Source organism: Streptomyces sp. NPDC051219 (genome assembly GCF_040682335.1).
Classification (GTDB): Bacteria; Actinomycetota; Actinomycetes; order Streptomycetales; family Streptomycetaceae; genus Streptomyces.
On sequence record NZ_JBFBAS010000005.1, the window covers coordinates 183,851 to 200,676 of the forward strand.

Annotated in this window: 13 protein-coding genes and 5 pseudogenes; 8 read left to right on the forward strand and 10 right to left on the reverse strand. The window is 70.7% G+C overall.

The window, feature by feature from the left end; genetic code table 11:
• Nucleotides 1–5: 5 nt before the first annotated feature.
• On the reverse strand, nt 6–380 hold the full coding sequence (locus AB0M62_RS09150) for a GntR family transcriptional regulator (RefSeq protein WP_366073469.1): 375 nt from the start codon (nt 378–380) through the stop codon (nt 6–8).
• A gap of 89 nt (nt 381–469) precedes the next feature.
• On the opposite strand from AB0M62_RS09150, the gene AB0M62_RS09155 reads away from it, so the two are divergent.
• Together AB0M62_RS09155 and AB0M62_RS09160 are read left to right on the forward strand one after the other, a co-directional pair.
• A complete protein-coding gene (locus tag AB0M62_RS09155; RefSeq protein ID WP_366073470.1) occupies nt 470–1,402 on the forward strand; it encodes a GNAT family N-acetyltransferase in 933 nt (310 codons plus the stop codon).
• A complete protein-coding gene (locus AB0M62_RS09160) occupies nt 1,399–1,875 on the forward strand; it encodes a DUF402 domain-containing protein (protein WP_366073471.1) in 477 nt (158 codons plus the stop codon). Before AB0M62_RS09155 ends, AB0M62_RS09160 begins: the two co-directional genes overlap by 4 nt.
• A 58-nt stretch (nt 1,876–1,933) precedes the next feature.
• Here AB0M62_RS09160 and AB0M62_RS09165 read toward each other — a convergent pair.
• From AB0M62_RS09165 to AB0M62_RS09185, 5 genes and pseudogenes are all read right to left on the reverse strand, one after another.
• A pseudogene (locus tag AB0M62_RS09165) lies at nt 1,934–2,431 on the reverse strand (NUDIX domain-containing protein); the annotation flags it as partial.
• 9 nt (nt 2,432–2,440) lie between these two features.
• Nucleotides 2,441–2,881 (reverse strand): annotated as a pseudogene (locus AB0M62_RS09170) (GNAT family N-acetyltransferase); the annotation flags it as partial.
• Nucleotides 2,878–4,374, reverse strand: a complete 1,497-nt coding sequence (locus tag AB0M62_RS09175) for a tripartite tricarboxylate transporter permease (protein WP_366073472.1) — start codon at nt 4,372–4,374, stop codon at nt 2,878–2,880. The gene AB0M62_RS09175 and the pseudogene AB0M62_RS09170, both read right to left, overlap by 4 nt.
• Before the next feature lies 1 nt (nt 4,375).
• Nucleotides 4,376–4,903: a tripartite tricarboxylate transporter TctB family protein gene (locus AB0M62_RS09180; RefSeq protein ID WP_366073473.1), complete on the reverse strand. Its 528-nt coding sequence runs from the start codon at nt 4,901–4,903 to the stop codon at nt 4,376–4,378.
• Nucleotides 4,900–5,883: a tripartite tricarboxylate transporter substrate binding protein gene (locus AB0M62_RS09185; RefSeq protein ID WP_366073552.1), complete on the reverse strand. Its 984-nt coding sequence runs from the start codon at nt 5,881–5,883 to the stop codon at nt 4,900–4,902. Before AB0M62_RS09185 ends, AB0M62_RS09180 begins: the two co-directional genes overlap by 4 nt.
• 130 nt (nt 5,884–6,013) lie before the next feature.
• Between AB0M62_RS09185 and AB0M62_RS09190 the strand changes: the two genes are divergently transcribed.
• From AB0M62_RS09190 to AB0M62_RS09200, 3 genes are all read left to right on the forward strand, one after another.
• Nucleotides 6,014–6,697: a response regulator gene (locus AB0M62_RS09190; RefSeq protein WP_366073474.1), complete on the forward strand. Its 684-nt coding sequence runs from the start codon at nt 6,014–6,016 to the stop codon at nt 6,695–6,697.
• Between the two features lie 41 nt (nt 6,698–6,738).
• Nucleotides 6,739–7,389, forward strand: coding sequence for a hypothetical protein (locus AB0M62_RS09195; RefSeq protein ID WP_366073475.1), 651 nt, complete (start codon nt 6,739–6,741; stop codon nt 7,387–7,389).
• A gap of 407 nt (nt 7,390–7,796) precedes the next feature.
• Nucleotides 7,797–8,495: an alpha/beta hydrolase gene (locus AB0M62_RS09200; RefSeq protein ID WP_366073476.1), complete on the forward strand. Its 699-nt coding sequence runs from the start codon at nt 7,797–7,799 to the stop codon at nt 8,493–8,495.
• A gap of 42 nt (nt 8,496–8,537) precedes the next feature.
• Here the strand turns inward: AB0M62_RS09200 and AB0M62_RS09205 are convergent.
• A pseudogene (locus tag AB0M62_RS09205) lies at nt 8,538–8,743 on the reverse strand (hypothetical protein); the annotation flags it as partial.
• Between the two features lie 37 nt (nt 8,744–8,780).
• Here AB0M62_RS09205 and AB0M62_RS09210 point away from each other — a divergent pair.
• Both AB0M62_RS09210 and AB0M62_RS09215 read left to right on the forward strand, forming a co-directional pair.
• A pseudogene (locus AB0M62_RS09210) lies at nt 8,781–9,019 on the forward strand (IS607 family transposase); the annotation flags it as partial.
• A 277-nt stretch (nt 9,020–9,296) separates the two neighbouring features.
• Nucleotides 9,297–10,352 carry a lytic polysaccharide monooxygenase gene (locus AB0M62_RS09215; RefSeq protein ID WP_366073477.1) on the forward strand — a complete coding sequence of 352 codons (1,056 nt, stop codon included), beginning with the start codon at nt 9,297–9,299 and terminating at the stop codon, nt 10,350–10,352.
• 38 nt (nt 10,353–10,390) lie between these two features.
• Here the strand turns inward: AB0M62_RS09215 and AB0M62_RS09220 are convergent, their stop codons facing one another.
• From AB0M62_RS09220 to AB0M62_RS09230, 3 genes are all read right to left on the reverse strand, one after another.
• Complete coding sequence (locus AB0M62_RS09220; RefSeq protein WP_366073478.1) at nt 10,391–11,251, reverse strand: alpha/beta fold hydrolase; 861 nt, start codon at nt 11,249–11,251, stop codon at nt 10,391–10,393.
• A 318-nt stretch (nt 11,252–11,569) separates the two neighbouring features.
• The gene (locus AB0M62_RS09225; protein WP_366073479.1) at nt 11,570–12,595 is read right to left on the reverse strand and encodes a hypothetical protein; all 1,026 of its coding nucleotides are present in this window, start codon (nt 12,593–12,595) and stop codon (nt 11,570–11,572) included.
• Entirely contained in the window at nt 12,592–16,104 is a 3,513-nt protein-coding gene (locus tag AB0M62_RS09230; RefSeq protein WP_366073480.1) for a DNA polymerase III subunit alpha, read from the reverse strand. Before AB0M62_RS09230 ends, AB0M62_RS09225 begins: the two co-directional genes overlap by 4 nt.
• A gap of 297 nt (nt 16,105–16,401) precedes the next feature.
• On the opposite strand from AB0M62_RS09230, the pseudogene AB0M62_RS09235 reads away from it, so the two are divergent.
• A pseudogene (locus AB0M62_RS09235) lies at nt 16,402–16,782 on the forward strand (PASTA domain-containing protein); the annotation flags it as partial.
• Between the last annotated feature and the right edge of the window lie 44 nt (nt 16,783–16,826).

A 16,826-nucleotide genomic window follows, 5' to 3' on the forward strand; every position in this document is an offset into this window, starting at 1 on the left:
ACGGCTCACTTCGCATAGGCCGCACGCAGCGCGTCCTCGACCGCGGCCAGGGCCATGGCCTTGTCGAGGCCCAGCCGCCGGACCCGCTCCGCGTACGCCTGCGCCGCGGCCGCCGCCTCCCGCTCGGCCGCATCGCCCGCGGCCGCGACGAACGTGCCGTTCCGGCCGCGTGTCTCGATCACGCCGTCGGCCTCCAGCGCGCGGTACGCCTTGGCCACGGTGTTGGCAGCGAGCCCGAGGTCCTCGGCCAGCCCCCGTACGGTCGGCAGCTTGTAGCCGACGGGAAGCCGGCCGGAGCGGGCCTGCCCGGCGATCTGGGCACGCAGTTGCTCGTACGGAGCGGTCCCGACAGCGGGATCAATGGAGATCTTCAAGGTCACGGCCCGATTCTCCCCCACCGCCGGGCGGAACGCCGTCCGGAGAAAAATGAGAGGCGGCCGTTGCCCGCCCGCGCGTAGCGTGCTGCCTCATGACTGTGATCGTCCGCGATTTCCGCCCCGACGACGCCGACGGGGTCGTACGGGTACGCCGCGCCGCGCTCCCCTTCATGGTGACCACACCCGACGGCATCGCCTTCGAGCTCGCGAGCGCCAACCCGGCCAAACGCTTCCGGATCCTGGTCGCAGAGGAGGACGGCGAGGTGATCGGAACGGCGCAGGTGGGCATCGCGTACGACAGCGCCGAGCCGGGCCAGTCCTTCGTCAACCCGTACGTCCGCCCGGAGCGCCGGGGCCGGGGTGCGGGCTCACTGATCCTGCGTAAGGCCGAGGATTACCTCGCTGCCGCTGGAGCCACCGCCGTCTACTCCTGGGTACTGGACGAGCCCCCGTTCCGCGCCTTCGCCGAGCGCCGCGGCTACCGGCCGAGCCGCCCGGCCCACTTCCTGCGGCTGGACCTCGCGAACGGCACGCTGCCGCCACAGGCCGAGCTGCCGGCGGGGACCGAGCTGCGTACGGCCGCGGACTTCGCCGACGACCCGCGACCGCTCTTCGAGGCCGACGCGGAGACCACCATGGACGAGCCGAGCGACGTGGGCGCGGAGTTCACGGACTACGCGGACTGGCTCAACCACACCTGGAACAACCCGTCCCTGGACCGCGAACTGACAACGGTCGTGGTGGTGGACGGCGAGGTCGCGGCGTTCAGCGCCGCGGAGACCGACGGTCTGACCCGCTACTCGTCGGCCATGACCGGCACCCGCCGTGCCTTCCGCGGGCGGGGCCTGGCCAAGCTCGCCAAGAACGCCTCCCTGCACCGGGCCAGGGCGGCCGGCTACACGGAGGCGTTCACCGGCAACGACGCGGACAACGGTCCCATGCTCGCGGTCAACAAGTGGTTCGGCTACGAGATCTCGGCGACCGAGGTCCGGCACGTCAAGCAACTGGGCGAGGGCAGCTCATGACCGCGCTGACCGTCGCGCTGGTCAAGGGCGGTCGCACGAAGATCCGCTACCCGGCGACCGTGATCGCGGACGACGGGGACCGCATCACGGTCCGCGCTCCGTGGGCGGCCGAGGGCACCCGGGACTTCGGCTTCGTCCGGTTCGAGCCGGGCGATGTGTTCACCGAGCACTTCTGGCGGGATCGCTGGTACGCGCTCAAGGAGGTCCGCTCGGGGGACGGAATGCTGAAGGGCTGGTACTGCGACGTGACCCGGCCCGCCGTCGTCCGCGGCGACGAGCTGGTGGTCGAGGACCTGGACCTCGACCTGTGGGTCTCGGCGGACGGGTCCGCCGTTCTGCGCCTGGACGAGGACGAGTTCGAGGCGAGCGGCCTGGCCGCCCGCGACCCGCAGGCGGCGGCACAGGCCCGACGTGCCCTCGACACCCTCGAACTCCTGGCGCGGGGGACCGGTTTCGACCGGCTGCTCGCCTGAAGCGGAGGTGGCGGGGCGCACCCGGACGGGGCGAAAGATACGCCGCAGGTCGATCCGCTCAGATCACCCTGGCCCGGCTCTCCCGCTCCGGGTCGTACGCGACGGTGTCCCCGTCCTCGCGCCAGTGCACGACGAACCGGTCACCGGTCCGGTAGGCGTCGAGCCCCGCACGGCAGTACGCCACCATGTCGTCCGGCAGCGCGGCCAGCGGGTGCCAGACCAGTTCGGAGCACTTGTGCGGCTCGCGGTTGTACGGCTCCCCGCCCGTCCCGTACCCGGCCTCGAAGAACCAGCCGGTCCTGGGCGTCTCGCCGGGCGCGCGGTGGTGCATCACCAGGGCGACGCGCAGGTCGTCCGGGGTCAGTTCGAGGCCGGTCTCCTCCCGTGCCTCACGGATCACCGCCTCGAGAACGTCCTCGCCGTCCTCGACATGGCCCGCCGGGCTGTGCAACAGCCCGTCCGCGTAGCCGGTGTTGGCACGGCGCGCGAGCAGCACCTCGTCGCCCCGGCGCAGGATCAGATGTACGTCGACGACCTCGGTGTGACGCTGGGGCGGGGCAGGGCGGAGCCGCTTCCGGTAGTGGATGCGGTCGTAGGGACCGTCGACCCGGCGCTCGACGACCTCGTAGCCGTACCGGGGGTAGATCTTCTGGTTCTCCCACATCAGCGCGTTCGTATACAGCTGGATCTCGGGCAGGCCCAGCGCCAGGGCGTAGGCGTCGGCGAAGCGCAGAAGCCGGCGGCCCACCCCGGTGCCATGGGCGTCGGGGTGGACCGCGATGCTGTCCAGGAAGAGGTGGTCGTCGTGCGGGACAAGGACGACCAGGCCGACCACGGGGTCACCGGTGACGAACACCCGCCCCGCCGCCACGTTCGAGCTGTGTTCCGCCTCCATCGGGACCGGACGGATCCCGATCCGTTCGATGTAGGGGTGATAGGCCGCGTCGGTCACGGCCTTCACGGCGGGCACGTCTGCTGCGGTGGCAGGGCGGATGTCGTCGGTCATGCCGACACGTTACGGCGGCGCAGGACCAGTTTCTTCAGCCAGGGCCAGGCCAGCAGGACCAGGATCACCGCGTAGACGGTCACCGAGAAGGGGGTGTCGACCAGGCCCGTCACGCTGCCGTCGCTGATCTGCAGCGCTCGCCGCAGCTGCTGTTCGGCGGCCGGGCCGAGGATGACGCCGATGACGGCCGGCAGCACCGGCAGGCCGTACCGGCGCATCCCGAACCCCACCAGGCCGATGGCCAGCAGGATCACCAGGTCCAGGGCCTCGCCGCCGACGGCATACGCGCCGACCGCCGCGAAGAAGAGGATGCCCGCGTACAGGTAGGGCCGCGGGATCCGCAACAGCTTCGCCCACAGGGGGGCCAGCGGCAGGTTCAGGGCCAGCAGCAGCACCATGCCGACGAAGAGGGATGCGATGAGGCCCCACACCAGGTCGGGTTCGCGCTCGAAGAGCAGCGGACCGGGCTGGATTCCGTACTGCTGGAAGGCGGCGAGCATCACGGCCGCGACCGCGGTGGTCGGCAGGCCGAGCGTCAGCATGGACACCAGCGTCCCGGCGGCCGAGGCGGACGCAGCGGACTCGGGGCCCGCGACCCCCTCGATGGCCCCCTTGCCGAACTCCTCCCTGTGCTTGGAGAGCCGCTTCTCCGTGACGTAGGAGAGAAAGGTGGGGATCTCCGCGCCGCCGGCCGGGATCGCGCCGAACGGGAAGCCTATGACCGGACCGCGCAGCCAGGACTTCCAGGTGCGCCGGACGTCGGACTTGGCGAGCCAGGGACGGCCGACCGGGATCGCCTCGCCCGTCGAGCGGCGCAGATGGGCGGCGACCCACAAGGCCTCGCCTATCGCGAACAGACCCACCGCGACGATCACGACGTCTATGCCGTCGGCGAGCTGGAGGGAGCCGAACGTAAGGCGCTGCTGTCCGGTCATCTGGTCGAGCCCGACCAGACCGATGGTCAGGCCGATGAGCAGGGACGCGGCCCCGCGGATGCGCGAGGACCCGAGCACGGAGGTGACGGCGATGAAGGCCAGCACCATGATGGCGAAGTAGTCGGGCGCTCCGATGCCGACGGCGAGCGAGGCAACGGTGGGGGCGAGGGCGACCAGCAGGACGGTGCCGATCATGCCGCCCGCGAAGTGGCCGATGGCGGCGGCCGCGAGGGCCTGCGCTCCGCGCCCGGCGCGGGCCATCGGATTGCCTTCGATGGCGGCGACGACGGCCGCGCTCTCGCCGGGGGTGTTGAGGAGGATGGAGGTGGTGGAGCCGCCGAACATGGCGCCGTAGTAGATCCCGGCGAACATGATGAACGCGCCGGTGGGTTCGAGTCCGTAGGTGACCGGCAACAGCAGGGCCACCGCCATGGCGGGGCCGATGCCGGGCAGTACACCGATCGCCGTGCCGAGCAGAACGCCGATCGCCGCCCAGAGCAGGTTCATCGGGGTGAGGGCGGTACCGAAGCCGTCGAGCAGGGAGTTCAACGAATCCATGTCACAGCGCTCCCATCAGCGGGCCGCCGGGGAGCGGGACACCGAGCAGGTTGTTGAAGACGACGTAGGTGAGCAGGGAGAGCCCGGCCGCGATGAGCGGGTCGCGGTCGACTTGGCGGCTGCCGAGGGCGTACGCCGAGCCCCAGAAGAGCAACGCGCCGGAGATCGGGAAGCCGAGCGGTCCGATGAGGACGGCGTTGCCGAGGAAGACTCCGGCGAGCAGCAGCACGGTCCGCCAGTCGCTCGGTTCGGTGAGGTCGATGTCCTCGCCGCCCTCGGCCTCGCCGCGACCGCCGCGCAGGACGTCGACGGTGAGCAGTGCGGCCACGAGCAGGAGCGCGACGCCCACGACGACGGGAACGGTCTTCGGTCCGACCGGTCCGCGCTGGGCGATGTCGACGTCCATGGTGAGCGCGTCGGTGAGGACGAGGACACCGAGCGCCAGCAGCATGACGCCGACGCCGAGTTCGGAGTGCTCGCGCAGCCATGACGTGCGGCGCGTGGCGCGGGTTTTCACGTCGGTCGTCACAGCCCCAGCTCCTTCAGTACCGTGTCCACGCGCTTGTCCTGGTCCGCCAGGAAGTCGCGGAATGCGTCCCCGGTCAGGAAGGCGTCGTCCCAGCCGTTCTTCTTCATCGACTCCTGCCACTGCGGGGAGTCGTGCAGCTCTTCGGCCAGGGCGATGAGCTTGTCCCGTTCCGCACCGGAGAGTCCGGGCGGGGCGACGATGCCACGCCAGTTGGTGAACTCCGTGTCGAGTCCGGCCTCGCGGAGGGTCGGTGCTGCGAGGCCGGGTACCCGCTCGGGGCCGGTGACGGCGAGCAGTCTCAGCTCTCCCGACCTGATCTGGTCGAGGTACTCGCCTACGCCCGATACGCCGAAGGCGACCTTGTTGCCGAGGATCGAGGCGAGCAGCTCGCCGCCGCCGTCGAAGGGGATGTAGTTGACGGATTTGGGGGCGATCCCGGCCGCCTGGGCCATCAGCATGGGGGCGAGGTGGTCGGGCCCGCCGGGTGAGGACCCTCCGCCGACCGGCAGTTTGCCGGGGTTCTTCTTCCACGCGTCGAGCAACTGCCCGATGGTCCGGTACGGGGAGTCCTTGGAGACGACCACGATGTCCTGCTCTTCGGTGAGCCGGGCGATGGGGGTGGTGTCGGACAGGCTCTTCGGGGCCTTGTTGGTGTGGACGGCGCCGACGACGCCGAGCCCCATGGACATGGCGAGTTTGCCGTTGCCGTGCTCGCCGACGAGCCGGGTGAGCCCGACGGTGCCGCCGGCGCCCGGCAGGTTGAACACCTCGATGTTGTGGCTGAGGCCGGCGTCCTCGGCGTTCTTGGCGGCGGTACGGGCCGTGATGTCGTATCCGCCGCCCGGACTGTTGGGAACCATGAAGCGCAGGCCGGGGATCTGCGTGCCGGTGCCGGCGCCGCTGCCTGTGGTGAGCAGCGGTGGGCCGACGAGCACGAGCAGCGCCGCCCCGAGCAGGGCGAGGGGAGTGCGCAGACGCACGTGTGCCACCACCTGTTCGTACGGGAGTCTGTGTGAGGTGGCCCACATGTTGCCTGCGTGTTAAGAAGCTGTCTCCCTTCCGGAATCAACGGACGTTGTGGTCGTTGTGGTCGCGGCTTAGCCTGTCGCCGTGACAAAGGTGCTGGTCGTGGATGACGACTTCATGGTCGCCAGGCTGCACAGCCGTTATGTGTCCGCGACGGACGGGTTCACGGTCGTCGGGGTGGCCCACAGCGGCGCCGAAGCGCTGCGCGCGGCGGCCGGCCTGCGCCCCGACCTCGTACTCCTGGACGTCTATCTGCCCGATATGACGGGGATCGACGTACTGCGCGAAGTGCGCGCGGCGGAGGAGCGGGAGGGCAGGCCCAGTGCCGACGCACTGTTCATCACGGCGGCGCGCGACGCCGGGGTCATCCGGGCGGCCCTGCGGGCCGGGGCCCTGCACTATCTGATCAAGCCGTTCAACCAGGCGGCCTTGCAGGAACAGCTGCGCCACGTGGCCTCCCTGCGCGCGCGCCTGGCCACCCTGGGCGATGCACGCCAGGCGGACGTGGACCAGATCTTCGGCACCCGTCCGCCCGGCTCGCGCGAGCTTCCGAAAGGGCTCGCGGCACACACGGCGGAGCTTGTGGAGCGCACCCTTCGCGCTCACGCGGGAGGCCTGTCGGCTTCGGAGTGCGCGGAGGCAGGAGCACTGTCGCGCGTCAGCGCGCGCCGCTACCTGGAGTTCTTCGCGGACACGGGCCGCGCGGAGGTGACGCTCCGGTACGGCGGTACGGGCCGCCCGGAACGCCGCTACCGGTGGGTGGGCTGAACGCTCGCCCTCCCTCCCGTCGCCGCACTACGGTGCTTGCCATGCATGGATCAATAGAAGCCGAAGCGTTGCCTGTCACTGCGGAGGACCTCGGCCAAGCCGTCCAACTCGCGGTCGCCACGCTCCGGAAGGCGCCCGCGGCGTCCTGGAGCAGCATGGCGGGCACGCTGGAGTGGGACTGCTGGGAGACCGTCGAGCACCTCAGCGACGACCTCTTCGCTTACGCCGCGCAACTGGGACCGAGGAGACCGCCGTTGAACGGTGAAGTCCCCTTCGTCTGGGAGAGCCGGAGACCGGGCGGCCCCGCGAACGCCATCCACGCGGACCGGGCGGCAGGGTCCGCCGGACTGCTGCAGGTACTGGAGGCGAGCGGCGCGCTGCTGGTCGCGATGGTGCGTACGACGCCGCCGCAGGTCCGCGCTTACCACAGCCACGGGGTGTCGGATCCGGAAGGCTTCGCCGCGATGGGGGTCGTGGAGACCCTGGTTCACACGCACGACCTGGCCGAGGGCCTGGGGCTTCCCTGGGACCCGCCCGCCGACCTGTGCTCGCGGGTCCTCGCACGGCTGTTTCCGGACGCACCCGGGACCACGGACCCCTGGCCCACCCTGTTGTGGGCGACCGGACGCACCGCACTGCCGGGGCGCCCGCGCCTGACCAAGTGGCGCTGGTACGGCACGCCGCGGACGTAGCTCCCGGCTCGGCGGGATGCGATGAACGGCCCCGCATTCCGCACAGGGCGCAGTCGCTCCTGTCAAGACACGAATATTCGAGATATGACGTACAGCTCTTCGATCATGCCTGATGAGACCCAGTGCCTCACCAGGCGCGGATCGATGCATTCGGGAAATCCCGAGGCGGTTGTCTCGGCGCACATGCCGCAAGAAATCCTGACCTGCCGACTCGCACGAGGTGCGGTTCCACGCCTCGGCCTTCCGGGAAGTCGTGCGGGAGAAGTCCGGGTTCACATACTCAGCCAAACGAATCAGGTGTAGTCCCCTGGGGTCACCTGCAAGGTGGGCCCGGCGTGCGGTGGCCACCGGGCTGAGGTCTGCTTGGTGAGTCAGACACCCCTGGCTCCACTGAAAGGGCAGCGTCCATGGCTGACAAGCCCACAATCGTTTTGGTACACGGCGGATTCGTGGACGGGTCCGGCTGGCGGGCGGTGTACGACCTGCTCACCCGCGACGGCTACCACGTCGCCGTGGTGCAGAACCCCACCCTGTCGCTGCAGGGCGACGCCGCCATGGCACGGCTGATCATCGACGCGCATGACGGCCCGGTCGTGCTGGTCGGTCACTCCTATGGCGGCGCGGTCATCACCGAAGCGGGAACCGACCCGAACGTGGCGGCCCTGGTCTACATCGCGGCGTTCGTACCGGACGCGGGCGAGTCGGTCAGCACGCTCCTCGCCGGTTTCCCGACCGACGTGCCCGGACCGCCGATCCTGCCGCCCAGGGACGGCTTCCTGTTTCTGGACCGGGACAAATTCCCCGCATCGTTCGCCGGTGACCTGCCCGCCGACCTGGCCGCGTTCATGGCCGACTCGCAGGTCCCCTGGGGCGTGGACGCCCTCGGCGAGCAGGTCACCGAGCCCGCCTGGCGGGCCAAGCCAAGCTGGTACATGGTCGCTACCGACGACAAGATGATTCCTCCGCCCGCGCAGCGCACCATGTCCGGGCGAGTCGGCTCGACCACCGTCGAGGTCGCGGGCAGCCATTCCATCTACGTGTCACAACCGGCCGCAGTAACCGACCTCATCAAACAGGCCGCGTCCGCGGTGGCCGCGCCACAGTAGCGCAGCAGCTCACCGTAGTTGCGCCGGATGGCGCTGCGTTCTGATGATGCCGCTGTCCGCTGACAGGCTCAGGGAGCGGACCAGTTGCCCGTCCTCCCACACGGCAAAGGCGAGCCAGTCGACGACGCTGTGCATGGCGTGCAGGACAAGCCGTCGGCCGGCGCTTGCCGCAACGAGATGCACGGGAAGTTGGGACGTTGGTGGCAGACGATCTCCACGCTGGGCCAGCTTGCGGCGTAGGCCACACCCTTCAGGGGGTGGGGAGCTGTTGATTCTTTAGTGTGGATGAATCTCAAGGAGTGGGCGAAGGCGCAGGGTGTGCATCCGCAGACCGCGTATCGCTGGTTCCGTGAGGGCAATTTGCCCGTTCCGGCTGAGCGTGTTGGGCCGCGCACGATTCTGGTGAACGTGGAGGCCAATGCCGTGCCGGAGATGGTCGGTGGTGTCGGCTTGTATGCCCGCGCTCCTCACACGACCAGAAGGCGGATCTGGAGCGTCAGACGGCGCGGTTGTCGGCGTGGGCGGCGAAGGCCGGGCATCGGGTGATGCGGATCGAAGTTGAGGTCGCGTCCGGGATGAACGGTTCTGTCGGCGGCCTACCTGAGAGCCCGCTTAGCGTTGCCTTAAAGCGACCATAAGGATGTCCTCCACACCTCCTCAGCAGGCCATTTCGGCGTTCCGAGCGGCTAGCTTGCTGATCGTCGGGCGCGGGTTTCGGTCCGTCGGTGCCGTCTTTCGGGGGGTGGCGCCGACGGGGTGAAGTGCCTGCAGTGAACTTGCCGCTGTCGAAGGAGATCCCCCATGACCGCTCGTCGTACGGCCACCGGCATAGCCGCCCTCGGCTTCGCGCCGCTCGCGCTGGCCGCGCTCGCCGCCGGGCCCGCCGCCGCCCACGGGTCGATGACCGACCCGGTCAGCCGGGTGTCGGCCTGCTTCGCGGAAGGGCCGGAGAGCCCGAAGTCGGCGGCGTGCAAGGCGGCTGTCGCGGCGAGTGGAACGCAGGCGTTCTACGACTGGAACGAGGTCAACATCGCCAACGCGGCGGGCAACCACAAGTCGCTGATCCCGGACGGCAAGCTCTGCTCCGCGGGCCGGGACAAGTACAAGGGGGTGGATCTGGCGCGGGCCGACTGGCCGTCCAGCAAGCTCTCGCCGGGTGCGCACACCTTCCGTTACAAGGCGACCGCTCCCCACAAGGGCTCCTTCGAGCTGTACATCACGAAGGACGGATACGACCCGTCGAGGCCGTTGAAGTGGTCCGACCTCGAGGCGAAGCCGTTCGCGACGGTCACCGACCCGAAGTTGCAGAGCGGCGAGTACGTCTTCGACGGAACAGTGCCGGAGAAGTCCGGACGCCACCTGATCTACAGCATCTGGCAGCGGTCGGACAGCCCCGAGGCCTTCTACACCTGCTCCGACGTGGTGTTCGGCAAGGACACCGGCGGGTCGGGTTCCGGCGGGTCGGGTTCCGGCGGGTCGGGTTCCGGCGGTGGTTCCGGTGAGACCGCACCGGCTCCGGCGCCGACCGCCTCCGCCCCCACCGACGACCAGATCGAGGACGGCGCAGACGACTCCTCCGTCGATCACGGCGGGCACGGCGGCGACGAACCCGGCACGGGTACGGAGTCGAGTGCCCCCGCGACCACTCCCGCCACCGAGGAGGCGGCCGGCAACCAACCGGCCGCCAATGGTTCCGCCACCCCGGCCGCCGACGGCGAGAACCTCGCCGAGACCGGCGGCGACAGCACCACCTCCACGCTCGCGATCGGTGGTGCGGCCGCCCTCGCCGTCGGGGCCGCGGTGCTGTTCGCCTCGGTCCGCCGGAAGGCGGTGACGGGCGGCCGTCACGGCCGCTGAGTCACCGGCCTCCCCGCAAGGACCGGACCACCTGTGCGTCAGGCGAAGACCGACGCGCAGGTGGTCCTTTTCGCATGGGCGGGGTCCAGCGCGTTGGCCGCCTCGTGGAAGGCGATACGGTCCATCAGCCCGATCGCGACGTGTTCGGAGATGTCGACCGGGCACAGGTCCTGCAACAGGACGTTGCGTACGCCCGAGCCCTCGAGGAACTGGCTGCGGTACGGGGTGACGACCTGGTCGTACTTGGTGGCGATGACGGTGTAGCTCACGCCGGGGACGGTGTCGCCTCCCTGGTTGAGCTTGGTCAGGAAGGGCGAGCCCGCCACCTGGTCGGCGAGTCCGGGGGTGGCGGAGCTGAGCAGGTCCTCCGCGCCGGGGAAGTACGGGAGCAGTTTCGTCAGCCCGAGCAGAGTGGTTCCGTGGTTGTCGGGGGCCAGGCCGACGAGGGCGTTGACCTTTTCGGCGCCGCCGAGGAACTTCAGGTAGTAGCGCGGCATCATGCCGCCCTGGGAGTGGCCGACGAGGTCGGCTTCGGAGGCGCCGGTGGCGGCGAGCACTTTGTCTACGAACGTGTCGAGCTGCTCGGCCGACTTGTCGATCGGGCCGAGGCCGTGGAAGAACGGCACACCGGGCAGTTGACCGTAGTCGAGCGAGTAGACGCAGTAGCCGCGGTGCACCAGGTAGGGGGCGAAACCGAGCCAGTTGTCGACGGCGTTGCCGAAGGTGCCGTGAACCAGGACGACGGGGCGGGGGTGGGCGGCGGAGGGCTTGCAGGAGTAGTTGTTCCAGCCGCTGCTGGGCGCGGCGGCCGCCCCCGCGGTCGCGGGGGCGGCGGTGACGGCGGCGAAGGCCAGGAGCATGGCGGCCAGGGGTCTGAGCACTCGTTTCCAGGGCAGCATCGGGTGATCTCCTTGCGGCTCAAGGGGAATTGCGATGGGGGATTCGCCCTGTGATCCGGATCACAAGAATGCCGTGCTCATGCCAAATTACGCGCGAGTAGTAAAAGTGTGAAGTTACGCGTCGGTAAAAACCTTGCGGGCCATCACCAGGTGGGTCTGATGGGTGCGCCCGGGGCTCGCCGAGCAGCTCGGTCCACGGACGTAGGGCATCGGCGGCCGCGGCCTCCGCCGCCCGGGTGCACTCCCCCGTGGGCGAACCAGTGACCTGAGTCAGAACTCTCGGGCCGCGCGGGCAAGCAGGCGGCGCAGCTGTACGGGTCAGGCCGCCAGCGAACCCGGCAGGACCGCCCGCGGGCCGAACTTCGCCCGGGCCAGGTCGGCGACCTCCTCGATCCTGCGGGCCTTGTCGTCCGCCGGATCGAAGCTGAGCTGGTGGGCGGCGAGTTCGGCGGGGGCCAGCCCCTCCGCGCGCAGCGCGAGACCGCGGACCCTGGCCCGTTGCAGGCCGAGCGATTCGTAGATCCCGTACGCGGTCCCGGTGAGCGCCGCGGAGTGTCCCGTCGGCTCCCGCAGCGTACGGCTCCTGGTGACCGTTGACCGGTCGGCGCAGCGCACGGTGAGGGTCAGAGAGCGGCATACCTGCCCCTCACCACGCAGACGGGCGCCCAGTTCCTCGGTGAGGGAGAGCAGCGCCCGCCGGTGCCGTACCGGGTCCAGCTCGTCGCGGTCGAAGGGGCGTTCGGCGGCCATCGACCGGGCGGCGGCGTTCGGGACGACCGGCGTACGGTCGATGCCCCGCGCCCTCTCGTACAGTTCGCGCCCGGCGCGCGCGCCGATGATCCGCTGGAGGGTGGGCAGGGGCGCCGCGGCGATCCGGCCGATGGAGTCGAGCCCGTACGAACAGAGGGTGCGGGCGGTCGAGGCACCGACCCCGTCCAGCGCGCCGACGGGCATCCGGGCGAGGAACTCCCGTACAGCCTCCGGCTCGTCGGGCAGGACCAGGGTCGTCCCGGGCGCGGCCCGCCGCGCGGCCATCCGGGCCAGCATCGGGTTGCCGGCCACGCCGATCGTGCAGCCGATGCCCCAGTGCGCGAGCGCACGCACCCGCAGCAACGCAGCGACTCCGGCCGCGTCCCGGCCGAAGTACCGCTCGGCGCCCCGGACATCGGCGAGCGCGGCGTCGGGCGGCATGGCCTGGACGGTGGGGGTGAGTCCCTCGGTCAGCGCGAGCAGCGCGGAGAGGGCGGTCCCGGCACAGGTGGCCCCGGTACTCAAGGCCCCGGCACCGGTGGCCCTCGCGCCGAAAGCGTCCGGCTCCAGATGGAAACGTATACAGAGGATCATCCCGCGCTCCCCGGACTCGAGTGCCACAGCTTGCGACCGGTGGCGGCCTGCTCACCGGCCGGCTGGAGGTCCGCCCACGGGTTCAGTTCGTACCCCGTGGACAACTGGATCCGGCGGCCGCTGTCGCCCGCACGCGCCGCCTCCCCAGAGACCTCCCTCGCCGCATCCTCCGGAACCTCCGGAACCTCCGGAACCTCCGGAACCTCCGGAACCTCCGCCAGCCTGGCCGCGACCGCGTCCAGGCCGCCCTCGCGCCGCAGTTCGGCCAGTTCAGCCAGGTTCCAGGCCGCCGCGCCGACCACACTGAGGCTCTGCGGACCGCGCCGCTGGACCACTCCGCGCACCAGCAGCAGCCAGGAGTGGAAGACGGTGTGCGCGCAGGCCTCGTGGCTGTCGTCGAAGAAGGCGAGGTCGACCAGGCCGGTCCCGTCGTCGAGGGTGGTGAAGATGACCCGGCGGCCGGAACGGATCGGCGGGGTCTGGGTGGCCGCCTTGGCGCCCGCGACCAGCACGGTCTGCCCGTGCGCGGTGTCCCGGAGCCGCTTCGCCGGGATGGCGCCCAGCTCGTCGAGGAAGGTGTGGTGGTCGCTCATCAGGTGCCGGGAGGCATCCATGCCGAGGACGCCCAGTTCGGCACTGAGGCGCTCGGCCTCGTTGAGATCCGGCAGTCCGACGGGCGCGGTCTTCCGGCCGCCTCCGAGAGGAAGTTGTCCGCCCTCCAGCGGCATCTTCCGCTGTGCGCGGTGGAGTTCGGCCAGGTGCAGGAGCAGGTCCCGGCGGTTCGGGCCGAAGGTGTCCAACGCGCCCACCTGCGCCAGCCGTTCGGCGACCGGCCGGCCAGGACGGGCCCTTTCCCAGAAGTCCAGCAGGGAGGAGTAGGGCTGTCCGGCCTCGATCCGGGCGGCCTCGGCCTCGCTGATGCCATGGACGTCGGAGAACGCGAGCCGCAGTCCCCACCTCCTCGTCTCGGGCACCTCAGCCGCATCAGACACCAGTTCGATTCGATGAGCGACGGCGGACCGGTTCACATCCAGGGGCAGCACCGGCACGCCGCGCCGCCGCGCGTCCGCGAGCAGCAGCCGCTTCGGGTACATCCCGGGGTCGTGCGTGAGCAGCCCGGCGTAGAACGCCGCCGGATGGTGCGCCTTGAGCCAGGCCGACTGGTAGGTGGGTACGGCGAAGGCGACGGCGTGCGCCTTGCAGAAGCCGTAGGACCCGAACGCCTCGATGATCTCCCAGGCACGGGCGATCACCTCGGCCGTGTACCCCTTGCGCTCCGCGTGCTGCGCGAACCAGACCTTGATCTTCCCCTGGGACTCGGGGTGGGAGAGCCCGCGCCTCACCCGGTCGGCCTCGTCCCGGCCGCAGCCGGTCATGATGTTCACCATCTCGATGATCTGCTCGTGGAAGACCACGACTCCGTACGTCTCGCTCAGCGGCTTCTCCAGGTCGCGGTGCGGATAGCGAACCGGCGCACGCCCGTGCCGGGCCTCGACGAACGGCCGCACCATGTCCGCAGCGACCGGCCCCGGCCGGAACAGTGAGATGTCGACCACCAGGTCGTGGAAGGTCGCGGGCTGCAGCCGGCCGACCAGGTCGCGCTGTCCGGGCGACTCGATCTGGAAGCAGCCCAGCGTCTCGGCGGAGCGGATCAGTTCGTACGTCGCCGGGTCGCCGTCCGGCACCTGGGCCGGGTCGTCCAGGTCGAGCCGCCGGCCCGTCGCGCGCCCGATCTCGGCGACGGCGTGCGCCATCGCCGACTGCATCCGCACGCCCAGGACATCGAGCTTGAGCAGGCCGAGCTCCTCCACGTCGTCCTTGTCGAACTGGGACATGGGGAAGCCCTCGCCGCTGGTGGGCACGACGGGGGTGCGGTGCAGCAGGGTGGCGTCCGAGAGCAGCACTCCGCACGGGTGCATGGCGGTCCCGCGCGGCAGCGCGTCCAGTGCCTCGACCAGTTCCCACAGCCGCCCGTACTTCTTCCCGTCGGGGTCGACACCGCGCAGCTCCGGCAGCTCCGCCAGCGCGGCGCGCGCGTCGCGGGCCCTGATGTGCGGGAAGGACTTGGCAAGCCGGTCCACTTCGACGGGGTCCATGGAGAGCGCGGCGCCCACGTCCCGTACCGCGTGGCGCACCCGGTAGGTCTCGGGCATGGAGACGGTCGCGACCCGCTCGGTGCCGAAGCGGCCGATGATCGCGCGGTAGACCTCGAGCCGGCGGGCGGACTCGACGTCGATGTCGATGTCGGGCAGCTCCTTGCGGCGCTTGGACAGGAAGCGCTCCATCAGCAGGTCCTGCTCGACGGGGTCTGCGTGGGCGATGCCGAGCAGATGGTTGACGAGGGAGCCCGCGCCGGAGCCACGGGCGGCCACCCTGATTCCCATCTTGCGTACGTCGTCGACGACTTGGGCCACGGTCAGGAAGTACGAGGCGAAGCCGTGGTGGTCGATGATGTCCAGCTCGTGGTCCATCCGCTCCCAGTAGGCGTACGTACGGTCGTAGCCGCGCAGCACCATGCCCGCGGCGGCGCGCGAGCGCAGCACGCGCGCCGCGGTGCGGTGGCCGGCGCCGACGAGATGCGGTTCGGGGAAGTGGGCGAAGCCGATGCCCAGGTCGTCGGCGGGGTCGACCAGGCACTCGGCGGCGGTGCGCTGCGTCTCCTCCAGCAGCCGGTGCGCCGCGTCGCGCCGCCATCCGGCCGCCTCCACGATCCGCCCGGCGGTCGCCCCCATGGCATCGGCACCTTTGAGCCAGCGTTCGCCGCTGTCGAGGGGCCCCCGCGGATCGATGGGGACGAGACGGCGGGCCGCGTCGAGCACGTCGGCGACCGGGCCCTGCCCCCGGTCGGCGTAGCGGACGGCGTTGGTCAGTACGGCGCGTACGCCCTGTTCGGCGGCGAAGCCGACGGTGCGGGCGGCGAGCCGCAGTGAGCCGGGGCCGGTGCCGGTCCTGCCGTGGTGCACGGCCTCCAGGCGCAGCGCGTCGCCGTACACGTCCCGCCAGGGGGCGAGCAGTTTCGCGGCGCGGTCGGGGCGGCCGGCGGCCAGCGCCCGGCCGACCTCGGAGCCTGGGCCGAGCAGCACGGTGAGACCGTCGCCGTGGTTCTCCGGCCAGGGCAGCAGAGGGCGCTCCGCACCGTCGGCGTGGGCGGCGGTGACCAGCCGGCACAGCGCGGCCCAGCCGGTGGCGCCGTCCCGGGCCAGGAAGACGGCGCGGGGCGCGGACTCGTCGATGAACGCCCCACCACGGACCGGCGTACGCGACCGGTGCGTACGCCCGGCCTCCTTCACGCGCTCCCCCACCGCCAGCTCCACCCCGAAGAGCGGCCGCACTCCCGCCTCCGCGCATGCCTTGGCGAAGCGGACGGTGCCCGCGAGGGTGTCGCGGTCGGTGAGGGCGAGGGCGTCCATGTCCCGCTCGGAGGCGCGTGCGGCCAGCTGTTCCGGGTGAGAGCCTCCGTATCGCATGGAGAACCCGGAAACGGTGTGCAGATGGGTAAACCCTGGCACCCGCGCCTCCTGCTTCCCTCTATGACCGCCGTGACCTCTGTGATCGCCTCCCCCGTCTCCACCATAGACCAAGTTTCGAACATTCGTGCGACACCTGTGCGACCCCCGTGGAGGTGTGCGCCCAGGTCGCGGAGCTCGCCGGGAAGCGGCGGCAGCGGCGGCAGCGGCAGCGGCGCACCGTACGGGCCACCGCTGCGGTCCCTGCCACCCCCGGGCGACACATGTCGCGTACCTCGCGGACACTCACCCCGACGCGGCGCATAATCGCGACTGGACACCCGACGTCCTGGGGGACACATGCGTACCACCGCCGCCACAGCCGTGCTCATCACGGCCGGTCTGCTCACGATCACCGCATGCGAAGGCTCCGGCACCGCGTCGAAGCCACCCGCCCCGACCCGCGAGGACGGAGCAAAGCCGTCCACACCCGCACCCGGGACCGGGGGAACAGAGACCGCCCAGCTGCCCGACTTCGTGGGCATGGGCCTCCAGAGCGCCCAGGACAGCGCACAAGATGCCGGTTTCCACAGCCTCACCTCGCACGACGCTCTCGGCCGAGGCCGCAACCAGGCGTTCGACCGCAACTGGAAGGTCTGCTCGCAGACGCCCAAGCCCGGCAACCGGCCGTCGGACTCCCGAGTCGACTTCGGCACCGTCAAGCTCGAAGAGACCTGCCCGAAGTCCTGAAGGGGCAGCCGGTCACTTTCACCGCGGTGGAGTTC